The 10,469-nt window shown below is 49.2% G+C and carries 9 protein-coding genes and 4 tRNA genes; 6 read left to right on the forward strand and 7 right to left on the reverse strand.

Going from position 1 to position 10,469, the window contains the following annotated elements; translation table 11 throughout:
* Window positions 1-98: 98 nt before the first annotated feature.
* Genes AC5SLM_RS05555 through pyrG form a run of 4 tightly spaced genes read right to left on the reverse strand, consistent with a single transcriptional unit; the run spans window position 99 to window position 5,493 of the window.
* Window positions 99-779, reverse strand: coding sequence for a c-type cytochrome (locus tag AC5SLM_RS05555; protein WP_495249937.1), 681 nt, complete (start codon window positions 777-779; stop codon window positions 99-101).
* 4 nt (window positions 780-783) lie between these two features.
* Window positions 784-2,229, reverse strand: a complete 1,446-nt coding sequence (locus AC5SLM_RS05560; RefSeq protein WP_495249938.1) for an NAD(P)/FAD-dependent oxidoreductase — start codon at window positions 2,227-2,229, stop codon at window positions 784-786.
* 50 nt (window positions 2,230-2,279) lie between these two features.
* Window positions 2,280-3,863 (reverse strand): single-stranded-DNA-specific exonuclease RecJ, encoded by a 1,584-nt coding sequence (recJ, locus tag AC5SLM_RS05565; RefSeq protein WP_495249939.1) that lies wholly within the window; start codon window positions 3,861-3,863, stop codon window positions 2,280-2,282.
* A complete protein-coding gene (pyrG, locus tag AC5SLM_RS05570) occupies window positions 3,856-5,493 on the reverse strand; it encodes a CTP synthase (protein ID WP_495249940.1) in 1,638 nt (545 codons plus the stop codon). Before pyrG ends, recJ begins: the two co-directional genes overlap by 8 nt.
* A gap of 119 nt (window positions 5,494-5,612) precedes the next feature.
* Between pyrG and AC5SLM_RS05575 the strand changes: the two genes are divergently transcribed.
* Complete coding sequence (locus AC5SLM_RS05575; protein WP_495249941.1) at window positions 5,613-7,019, forward strand: DUF4139 domain-containing protein; 1,407 nt, start codon at window positions 5,613-5,615, stop codon at window positions 7,017-7,019.
* A 5-nt stretch (window positions 7,020-7,024) separates the two neighbouring features.
* Here AC5SLM_RS05575 and AC5SLM_RS05580 read toward each other — a convergent pair whose 3' ends face one another.
* Together AC5SLM_RS05580 and ilvD are read right to left on the reverse strand one after the other, a co-directional pair.
* Window positions 7,025-7,663 (reverse strand): MarC family protein, encoded by a 639-nt coding sequence (locus AC5SLM_RS05580; RefSeq protein WP_495249942.1) that lies wholly within the window; start codon window positions 7,661-7,663, stop codon window positions 7,025-7,027.
* Complete coding sequence (ilvD, locus tag AC5SLM_RS05585) at window positions 7,660-9,342, reverse strand: dihydroxy-acid dehydratase (protein WP_495249943.1); 1,683 nt, start codon at window positions 9,340-9,342, stop codon at window positions 7,660-7,662. Before ilvD ends, AC5SLM_RS05580 begins: the two co-directional genes overlap by 4 nt.
* 137 nt (window positions 9,343-9,479) lie before the next feature.
* Between ilvD and AC5SLM_RS05590 the strand changes: the two genes are divergently transcribed.
* The 5 genes from AC5SLM_RS05590 to AC5SLM_RS05610 all read left to right on the forward strand — a co-directional run bounded on the left by AC5SLM_RS05590 (window position 9,480) and on the right by AC5SLM_RS05610 (window position 10,039).
* Window positions 9,480-9,554: transfer RNA gene (locus tag AC5SLM_RS05590), tRNA-Gly, on the forward strand.
* 27 nt (window positions 9,555-9,581) lie between these two features.
* Window positions 9,582-9,669 (forward strand) — tRNA-Leu (locus tag AC5SLM_RS05595).
* 13 nt (window positions 9,670-9,682) lie between these two features.
* Window positions 9,683-9,756: transfer RNA gene (locus AC5SLM_RS05600), tRNA-Cys, on the forward strand.
* 30 nt (window positions 9,757-9,786) lie between these two features.
* Window positions 9,787-9,936 carry a hypothetical protein gene (locus AC5SLM_RS05605; RefSeq protein WP_495249944.1) on the forward strand — a complete coding sequence of 50 codons (150 nt, stop codon included), beginning with the start codon at window positions 9,787-9,789 and terminating at the stop codon, window positions 9,934-9,936.
* 15 nt (window positions 9,937-9,951) lie between these two features.
* Window positions 9,952-10,039: transfer RNA gene (locus AC5SLM_RS05610), tRNA-Ser, on the forward strand.
* Between the two features lie 178 nt (window positions 10,040-10,217).
* Here the strand turns inward: AC5SLM_RS05610 and AC5SLM_RS05615 are convergent.
* Window positions 10,218-10,418 carry a hypothetical protein gene (locus AC5SLM_RS05615; RefSeq protein WP_495249945.1) on the reverse strand — a complete coding sequence of 67 codons (201 nt, stop codon included), beginning with the start codon at window positions 10,416-10,418 and terminating at the stop codon, window positions 10,218-10,220.
* Between the last annotated feature and the right edge of the window lie 51 nt (window positions 10,419-10,469).

Genomic DNA, 10,469 nt, shown 5'->3' on the forward strand with positions numbered 1-10,469 from the left:
CTTTAGGGAGAAAGATTGAAAAAATAATACGTTTTTTAACACGGGTCATTTTAACCAAGAAAAGTAAGGGATCGGTAAACGACCCCTTCTTTTTTGTGTTATTTTTTCGCATCCTTGTTGTAATGAAAATAAATATGGGCCGCCATATCTTTAGGGTGGTAAAACATCCCTTTGTTTTCAATACGTTTCAAGGTTTCACTCATGACCTCGTGGTGTCCTCCTGAGGATTGAAAGCCTTCGCGCAAGGAGAGCAATTCCATCTCTAGCTCTTGCAAACTGTAGGTGTTGAGGGGTGGGCCTTTTTTCTCAGCATTACCCTCAGCCATGGCACCGTGGCACTTGGCGCACATGTGTTCGTACACTTGGGCGGTGCTGTATTTTCGGTACCCTTTTTCATCCACTTCCACCCCTGCAGCAGGGTTGAAGCTAACAAAGATATACCGCGCCATGTCATCAGGATGGTAGCGTATCCCTTTTTCAACAATCTTTTTTTGATTGTGCTCCATAATCTCATGGTCACTGCCCGAAGACTGGTTTGTAGCCGTGAGGTTAAACAACTCATAGGAAAGAGCGTTTACTGGCATCGTATTAAGAGGGGGTGCTTTTTTATCTGGCATCCCTTGGGCTTTTTCCCCGTGACAGTGGGCGCAGGTTTGCTGGTAGATTTCCTCCATGCTCACCATCTGCCCCCACGCCAAAGAACTCCCCAAAAAGAGTCCGACAAGTGCTGCTTTCACCAACGGAGAGGTTCCGTTTCGCGTCATTTTAGATGTTTTCATGGCGTTACGCTCGCCCTTTGAGCATGCCGTGGAAATACATAGGCTTGAGCATGTACACCTTCATCACCCACCACAGCCAACGCTCTTTAGCGGGGTCAAGAAGAGGGAAAGAGGGGGTTGGTTTGCCACTCCAGTCAAATTCTGCCATCATCACCGTACCAATCCCTGTCACCAAAGGGCACACGGTGTAGCCATCGTACTTAGCCTTGGGTTCTTTACCGTTCATGACCGCAATGAGGTTATCGGCACACACAGTATACTGCTTGCGCACAGAACCCCCCGTTTTGCCCATGGGAATCCCTGCCACGTCGCCTAGGGCAAAGACATTGGGGTAGCGGTAGTGTTGCAGGGTCTCTTTTTCTACTTCCACCCAGCCTCCCGCAGCTGCACTGCCCCGCTGCCATGCAAGAGAAGAGTTCCTCACCGCATCTGGGGCGGTCATAGGGGGCGTTACATGTAAGAAGTCATAGGGCACTTCCACGTGTTTCATTTCTGGAATCATCTCAAATTCTTCCAAATCCTCATCCCACGCGCCTTTAACAAGGTAGTGGTGGTCAAAGGTGGCGATTTTTTTACTTGCATCCACAGCAACCAGATTGTGTCGGTAGTTCCATTCCATGCCACGGGCTTCGTACTGCTTAATGATAGCATCGTGGTATTCGGGCACATCGAACATCAACCCGCCATTGGGGTAGAAGGTTAGGGTGGCATTTTCGCGCGCCTTAGCTTCTTTTAAACGGTCATGGGTAAGGTACATGATTTTTTTAGGGGCACCGCCACATTTAATAGGTGTATTGGGGTGGGAAAAAACACCTGCTACCTTTTGGCCCGATTTGGCCTTGGCAACAAACTCCTGAAGCACACCCCATGTCTTGAGCGCGCCTTGAGGGGTGTAAATAGACCCGATGCCTTCTGTGCCAATCATCTCCTTGGTTAGCCCGTCTATGGTCTCATAATGCAGCTGCAACCCCGTGGCCACTACTAAAAAATCATAGCGAATTTGACCATTGGCGGTTGTTTCTACTGTGTTGTTTTCGGGATCAAAGGAAACCACACTGTCTTGAATCCACTTCACTTCTTTGGGCAAAAAGTCCTCCGTTTGGGCCACAATATCCTCAAGCTTGTAAATCCCTGTGGCCACAAAGGTTTGGCCAGGTTGGTACGTTACACTTTGGGGATTGGGCTCAATAAGGGTAATGTCTGGGGAAGAAATCTTTTTTACCAAGGCATTGGCAAGAGAACATCCCGCTGCCCCGCCACCGACGATAAGGATTTTTCCAGTGACGCTGCTTGCTGCTGCCAAGGTTGCACCCACCGATGCACTCGGGTTTAGCAAAAAAGCTGCAGAACTAAGGCCCGCGAGCTTCAGCGCATCCCTGCGCGATAATCCCTGACGTTTTAGCTCTGTGTCTAACACTTCACAAAGCGTGTCTAACTCCTTCTTCTCCATAGCTTCTCCTTGTAATATTTGGGACAAGGAGAAGGATAACACAGGGGGTTTTAGGTGTAGCTTAAAATCTGCTTTATAAGTAATTGCGGTGTTACTAATCCGCGATAACTGTTTTTTTGGACGGAAAAAATAATGTCAATCTTGTCACCTTTTTTGACGCGCGTATCAAAATTAAAAAAGAGAGACTCTAGGGTTCGTGTCGGAGTTTGCAAAATAAGCTTCAAATGGTTGTTTTCCTTGCCAATGGTGCGGTCAATTTTTACCTCAACCCCTTTGATTAAAAAAGAGGGGCGCGGGTTTTTTTGGCCATAAGGTTCGTAAAATTCCAAAATCTCCAACAGCTCAAAGTCAATCTCATCAGGGTCCACTTCTCCTAAAATATCCTCTTCCATAGCAAGTTCATGGTGTGCGATGTCTTTACATGTAGCCTCTAGCGCCACTTTAAATGCTGGTAAATTCGCCGGGTCGATAGCCATCCCAGCAGCCCCTTTGTGTCCACCAAAGCCCAGCAACAATCCCTCATGTTGCGCCACGATAGACAAAATATCGACCCGCCCCACGCTTCTTGCACTCCCCTTGGCACGCCCTGCGTCCACAGAAAAGACGATGGCAGGCTTGTGAAAGCGCTTAGCAAGGCGCGAAGCAACAATCCCAATCACCCCCTCGTGCCACGCCTCGCCCCACACGATGATGACATGTTCGTCTTCTTTGATTGCCTTTAAAGAAGCCTCAAACAGCTGTTGTTCTTCTTCTTTGCGCAAATTATTAAACGTAACAATCTCTTCCAAAAGCGCCGTAGCCTCGCGCACAGAAGGGGCTTTTAAAAATCGATAAGAGACCATCGCGTCGTCCATGCGACCAGAACTGTTAATGAGGGGTGCGAGCAAAAAGGAAATATCATCACTTTCAAATTGCTCTTTTTTAAAAAAACTTTTGACCGCCTCAAAGGCAGGGCGCGCGGAACAATTAAGCGCGCGGATACCGCTTTTGACCATGGTGCGGTTCATGTTTTTAAGCTCCATCATGTCTGCCATGATGGCAATGGCAAGCAAGTCAAGGCATTTGCCCAAGTCGTACTCCACCTCGCACACGTCTTTGAGCGCGGCAACAAGGTACCACGCCACTTGTGCCCCGCAAATCTCACTGTGGGGAAAGTCGCAATCCTCTTGCTTGGGGTTGATGATAGCATACGCTTCGGGAAGAATTTCAGTAGGAGTGTGGTGGTCAGTAATGATGAGGTCGATGCCCCGCTTCAAACAACACTGGGCAGCTTCGTACGCCGAGATACCATTATCTACTGTGATAATCAAGGCTACATCCAGGGTTTCTACAATCTTGGGGTTTAGCCCGTACCCATCGGTAAAACGGTTAGGGATTTTGAGGGTATAAGGCACCATCAACGCGTCAAAAAATTCGCTTAAAATGACCGATGAAACCACGCCATCTACGTCATAATCCCCCACAATAGCAATGGATTCTTGACGTTCGATGGCGCGCTTAATACGCTGTGCCGCCTTATCAATGTCTTTAAACTGGTGCGGAGGAGGAATCATGGAGAGCTTGGTGCACACGTCTTCTTCAAACCGTGCCGCCAAAATCTCCCGAATAGCCTCTTTGGTGAGCCGCCTAACCATGTTGTGCGGTAAGTGCAGCCTGAGCAAACCCTAAAATCACTTTATTGGGGTTTGTTAACCGTGAAGTAAACTCTGGGTGAAACTGCACGCCAATAAACCACGGATGCCCCTTAAGCTCCACCGCTTCAATCAACCCGCTTGACTCGCCACTCACGCTCAGTCCCGCAGCCTCGAAAGCTTCGCGGTATTTGGGGTTGGCTTCGTAGCGGTGGCGGTGGCGTTCTTTGATCGTGGCCTTGCCTTGATACACCTCACGCAACAAAGAACCTTTTTTGGTTTGACATTCGTACGCCCCAAGACGCATCGTGCCCCCCAGCGGGCTTTGGTAGGTGCGCAGTTGTTTTTGACCACTCGTATCCAAAAAGGTGTCGATGAGGTAAATAATCGGGTTCTTACATGTAGCGTTAAATTCTACCGAATTAGCATCCTCAATCTTTAACACGTTGCGGGCAAATTCAATCATGGCCAACTGCATCCCAAGGCAAATGCCAAGGTAAGGGATGCCGTTTTCTCGCGCGTAACGGATGGCACGCATTTTTCCCTCCACCCCGCGCTCTCCAAAGCCTCCTGGCACCAAAATGCCATCCACATCCCCTAGCAAACTCTTTTCTCCTTGTTCTTCCAAGGTTTCGCTATCAACCCACTTAATGGTGACGCGCGCATTAAGGTGTGCACCCGCATGAATGAGGGATTCGGTGAGGGATTTATAAGACTCTTTCAGGCCCAAATACTTGCCCACAAACGCAACGACAATCTCATCTTTTGGCGCAATCACCCGTTTTACCAAGGTGTCCCAGTGGTCCATATTGGGCTTAAGTTCTCCCAAATCTAGCACTTCGGAGATAGGCACAAGAATGTTGTCTTTGAGAAAATTTAACGGCACTTGGTAAATAGTCGGTGCGTCCGCAGACTCAATCACGCTGTTGCGCTCCACCCCGCACGAAGAGGCAAGTTTGTTGCGAAGCTCTCTAGGCAACGGACGCTCTGCGCGGCAAATGAGCATATCGGGCGTGATGCCGATACGGCGTAATTCTTGCACGGAGTGTTGGGTGGGTTTGGTTTTAAGCTCCCCTGCTACGGTGATGTAGGGAACAAGGGTGAGGTGAATATTCATGGCATTTTTTTTGCCCACTTCTGAGCGCAACTCGCGAATGGCTTCTAGAAAAGGGAGTCCTTCGATGTCCCCTACCGTCCCGCCAATCTCTACAATCAAAATATCCTGCCCCTTGGCGGCTTCTTTCATGCGTCTCGTGATCTCGCCCACGATGTGCGGAATCACTTGAATGGTTTCGCCCAGATAATCCCCACGCCGTTCTTTTTCAATGACCGTTGAGTACACCTTGCCCGTGGTAAAATTGTTGGTTTGCAACAAATCCACATCTAAAAAACGCTCGTAATGCCCAAGGTCAAGGTCCGTCTCCGCCCCATCATCGGTAACAAACACTTCGCCGTGCTCCAAAGGACTCATGGTGCCAGGATCGACATTGATATAGGGATCTGCTTTTAAAATACTAACCTTGAATCCAACATTTTTAAGAAGTGTTGCAATACTCGCTGCGGCAATGCCTTTGCCCAAAGAGCTAAGTACGCCACCCGTGACGAAGATATATTTAGTAGGGGAAGTGGGCATGAATATCCTTGTTTTTTTGGACTAAATTATAACCAATGTAAGGTTATAAAGGGTTTACATGTAAGGCAAAGAGGTGTGCTACAATATCTTTCACAGTTTACTTACCCAGGAGGACAACCATGCGTTTTTTAGCCCCCTTACTTCTTTCTAGTCTCCCTTTGATGGCCAACACCGCCTTGCTTGAAATTTACACCAACAAAGCCTTTCTGACCCAGCGGTTTGATGTGGGAAGCGGGGTGTTTGAAACAACCCTTCCAGAATTTGTCCACAACGACACCCTCTTTATCCGCACGCCATGTTCGACTAAAGACATTAGCATTGGCACGCCCACCAAAGCCAACACACCCCTAGAAGCACAAATCGAAGCAGCAACCCAAACCCTGCAAAACGCACGCCAACAGCTTTTAGCCCTTGAAGCAAAAGCGCGGCTTTTGGAGCGGGTGAGCTTTACCAACAGCTCTTTTGGGGAGTTGCAAAAAAACGCCGAAGGGTTCGCTACCCTTGCCCTTGAAACCCTAAACGCCCAAAAAGACCAAGAAGCGGCTGTAAGCCGCGCCCAAGAAGCGTTGGATTTGCTCACCGCCAAACGCACTACGAGCAAGGTCAAACCTCTCTCTCTTTCCCTTACATGTAACGCGCCGAGCATGCTAGAGATTCGCTTTGAAATCCCCAATTTGCAAGCCAACCGCGTCAACACCTTTACGGGCGAGAGTGTTGAGGGACGGCTTGCAATCACCCAATCCCTCTTCGTCTCCCACGCCCTTGGGGAAGATTTAAACAACATCGTTTTGCGCCTTTATTCTTTTGGTTACAACCACGCCCTCACACCCGTGCCTTTTTATCCCCAGTATGTGGGTTTGCCAGAAGCACTGCCCATGATGCGCACCATGGCGCTTAAATCCATGAATGAATCCACCCAAGATGTGGCGGGTGCACCTGTGGAGCTTGAGAGCAAAGAGATGTGGGAAGCCTCGGGCGTCACCTTGCCAAGCGGGGAACGCACGCAAGTCGTCTTTCACCAACAGAAGGTTTTTGCCCAGTATGGCGTAGAAATAGACGGGTACGGTACGGCCATGCCTTACATGCGTGCTAGCTTTACCCCGGAAACAACCATCGAGCCAGCCATGGCTAATTTTGTCCTTGATGGAATGCTTCTGGGAGAACGCAGCAATCTTCAATTTCTTGCCGCGGAAAACGCGCACGTTTATTTTGGCAAACACGATTTGATTGGGGTTGAAAAAAAGCTTGTGCGCAACTTTACCACCGAGTCAGGATTTGGCTCCACCAAAACCACCGAACGTATGTGGCGCTACACCTTGTCTAACCGCTCTTCCAAATTACAGCAAATTGATTTTTTAGAAAGACTGCCGCTTTCTAGCCATGAAAAAGTGGTGATTAAACGCTTAGGAGATGCGCCCGATTCCCTCGACGCAGAAGGAAAGGCGCGTTGGAGCTTTACGCTAACAGCGGGAGAGCAACGCACCCTAGAGTTTGGCTACACTCAAAGCGAGCCTATTTCCAAATAGGGGGATTAAAGCCCTGTACTCCACAGGGCGGAAACCCCGCCTACGACAAATTGCACCGCGATGGCCCCCACAATGAGGCCCATCAAACGGCTGATGATCTTTTGGCCCGTAATGCCTAAAAGTTTGCGGATTTTAAGGGAGTTGCGAAAGCAAACATAGGTTAGCACCGCCACCACTAAAAATGCCAAGGTTAACGCTAGCAAGTCAAGGTAACTCGTGGCACTGGCTTTAAAAATGACGATGGTGGCAAAGATGCCTGGCCCAAAGGTGATGGGAATTCCTAAAGGAATCACCGCAAACTCGTGGCTATGTTTGGCCTCTTCGCGCTCTTCGGGGGTTTGGTTTTTAGGCTCCAAACTCCCCTCGACCATCTTAATGGCCATCAGCAACAACACAAGCCCGCCCATCACTTTGAGGGCGTCTAGTTCAATGCCAAAAAGATTGAGCACAAACTTTCCTGTAAGCAATACCACAAAAAAGGCGATGATGATGGTCAGTGTGGATTTTTTGGCGATGCCATTCATCTGCTCTTGCGTCGTAGAGGCAGGAAGCATGGAGAGTAAAATGGCACTGACCCCCAAGGGGTCAATGATGGCAAAAAGGGTAATGGTCTGCTGTAGAAACAGGGCAAAAAATTCGTTCACTCAAGCTCCGTCTTTAACATCGCACCGTTGCTCGCGTTGGTGACAAGTTGGCGGTATTGTTTGAGCCACGAACCTTTGACGGTTTTGACCTTTGGTGTGAAATGCGCCTGACGGGTTTGGATTTCGATTTCGTCCAAATGGGCATGGATTTCATAACTATCTACATCAATTGTAATGGTATCCCCATCTTTAAGGAGTCCAATCAATCCGCCCTCAGCCGCCTCAGGGCTCACGTGTCCGATGCTAAGTCCCCGCGTGGCCCCCGAAAAACGCCCATCGGTAATGAGCGCCACATCCGCGCCCAATCCCATCCCCATGATGAGTGAGGTAGGGGAGAGCATCTCTTGCATCCCAGGCCCTCCGCGTGGGCCTTCGTAGCGAATCACCGCCACATCGCCCGCTTTCACCTTGCCTCCAATGATGCCTGCGATGGCTTCTTGTTGGGAATCAAAACAAACCGCCTTGCCCTCAAAGCGGCGCGCCCCTGTGATACCCGCGGTTTTAATGACGCACCCTTCTTCGGCGATATTGCCAAACAAGATGGCCAAACCGCCCACCTTGGAGTAGGGCTTGTCGATAGGGTGAATCACTTCAGGATTGGTAATGACCGCATCTTTGATGCGCTCTCCCATGGTTTCGCCCGTTACGGTGAGGTTATCAAGGTGCAACACGCCGTTGTCGCGCTTGCTAATCTCTTTCATCACCGCGCTCACGCCACCGGCTTTGTGGATGTCTTCCATGTGCACCGTGGAAAGGGAAGGGGCGATTTTAGCGATGTGTGAAACGTTTTTGCTGATGGTATTGATGTTTTCAATGCCAAAGTTCACGCCCGCCTCTCTCGCAATGGCGAGCATGTGCAAGACCGTGTTGGAACTGCCGCCCATGGCCATATCGATGGCAAAGGCGTTTTTAACCGCGTTTTCATTGAGAATATTTTTAAGCTTAAAGCGCTCATCCAGCGCAATCTCACACACGCGACGTGCCGCTTTACGGATGAGCTCTTCCCGCTCAGGGGTGAGGGCCAAGATAGTTCCATTGCCTGGCAATGCGATGCCCATAGCTTCCATGAGGGTGTTCATGGAGTTGGCCGTAAACATGCCCGAACACGACCCGCCACTTGGGCACGCATTGCACTCGATGTCGTACAATTCCGCTTCGTCGATATCCCCCTTGCTAAACTTACCCACCGCTTCAAACGCTGTGGTGAGGTCGATGGGTGTGCCGTCTTTTTTGTAGCCTTTCTTCATGGGTCCGCCACTGACAAAGACCGTAGGCACATTGACGCGCAATGCACCCATAATCATCCCAGGAACGATTTTATCGCAGTTGGGGATGCAAATCATGGCATCTAACATGTGGGCATTCATGACCGTTTCGATAGAGTTGGCGATGAGTTCGCGACTCGGCAAGGAGTAGAGCATCCCCTCGTGCCCCATGGCGATACCATCGTCCACGCCGATGGTATTAAACTCAAAGGGCACACACCCACAGGCACGGATTTCTTCTTTAATAATTTGGCTATAGTGGTTGAGAAAAAAGTGCCCTGGAATGATTTCAATAAAAGAATTAGCTACGCCGATAAACGGCTTATCAAAATCTTCGTCTTTCAGACCCGTAGCACGAAAAAGGCTGCGGTGCGGGGCGCGGTCGTACCCTTTCTTGACAATATCACTTCGCATGGGAGGTTCCTTTACATGGTGAGAATTCGTGATGGCATTATACCTTAAAGGTCAAAAACAGTAAAAACGCCCAAAAAACGCCCGTTCATCTTTACTTTTAAAAAAACTTCTGATATACTTTCGTCTCTTTTTACAGTGCGGGAATAGCTCAGTGGTAGAGCACAACCTTGCCAAGGTTGGGGTCGCGAGTTCGAACCTCGTTTCCCGCTCCATTTTTTTTCTTTTTCATAGCAAAGTCTGCCCGGGTGGCGAAATTGGTAGACGCAAGGGACTTAAAATCCCTCGAACATTATGTTTGTACCGGTTCAAGTCCGGTCTCGGGCACCACCAAAAAGCAAAGGGCGGCATAGCCAAGTGGTAAGGCAGGAGCCTGCAAAGCTCTCATCCCCGGTTCGAATCCGGGTGTCGCCTCCAACCCTTTTTTAACGGAGACAAGGAGTTCACATGCGTACTCTTTTGATTGTTCTAATGAGTCTTTTTTTTGCGGGATGCGCCACATGGCAAGGTGTCAAACAAGATACTGGCGATGCGGCGGAGTGGTCCAAAGAAAAGGTCAACAAAGGCGCAACCTACGTCAAAGAAAAAACCGAATAACCTTCGGTACTACACCGGGAGATGGCTGAGTGGTCGATAGCGGCGGTCTTGAAAACCGTTGAGGGTAACACCTCCGGGGGTTCGAATCCCTCTCTCCCGGCCATACATTCTTAAACCCCTAAATCTAGGGCTTTTCAAGCTCTCCTTAAAAACTATTCCCACCTATTTCCCACCTGATTTGATTTTTTGTATTTCCCAACTGCGACCAAAACCGTTTGGGAGCATTACGCGAAACGGCTACGTTTCGCGAGGCAAAGCCTCTTGAAAAAGAGGTGCAGCCGTTACGCTACACCATCTTCATCATTGTTTTTTTTAATCGCTTCTACAATTTCATGCCAGTCTACTTCCGAAACAAACGCAAGCGCATAATCCAAAGCATTGCCAGAAGCTTGCTGTTCTAGCATAGCTTCAACATATTCTTTCAGGCTTTCTGCGCTGTAGTCTTTGAAATTTTCCGCGTCATCACACAATCCAAATTCCATATTTACTCTCCAGGTCGCGCAGTTGTTCCAACCGTTGTACTTTTCCATCTA

It is taken from the genome of Sulfurospirillum sp. HTRB-L1, assembly GCF_059415125.1.